At 57.4% G+C, this 296-nt stretch carries 1 protein-coding gene; it reads right to left on the bottom strand.

Annotation, left to right across the window (positions count from 1 at the left end; translation table 11 throughout):
• Nucleotides 1–68 precede the first annotated feature (68 nt).
• The coding region (locus GHO25_RS25925) for a transposase (RefSeq protein WP_153393469.1) at nucleotides 69–296 on the bottom strand (228 nt) is incomplete at its 5' end.

Genomic DNA, 296 nt, shown 5'->3' with positions numbered 1-296 from the left:
GGTCGTGTGCCCAACGATGGGCGTTTTGCGGCGGCTGCGGCTCATGATGTGGTTGTCTCCAAGAACATTCAGGACAGGCTTTCTGGGTAGAGCGCCGTCAACCGGGACAGGGTTTCTTGCACTTGTTCCAGCGAGGTCATCAGATGATCAACCTGATCCTGAAGATCCACGGCGAGATCAAATAGCTCAGCCACTCGGCTGCGTGATCCCTCGTTGAACGCGGCCATTGCCAGTTGATGCAGCTTCAACAGGTCGGTGCGCAGTTGCGGAGGTGCGCCGTCTGCGCTGTCATTCAA

It is taken from the genome of Pseudomonas sp. FSL R10-1350 (assembly GCF_009600525.1).
Classification (GTDB): Bacteria; Pseudomonadota; Gammaproteobacteria; order Pseudomonadales; family Pseudomonadaceae; genus Aquipseudomonas; species Aquipseudomonas helleri.
Note: the sequence above shows the minus strand (reverse complement) of the source record. Positions and strands in the feature narration are given on the sequence as shown.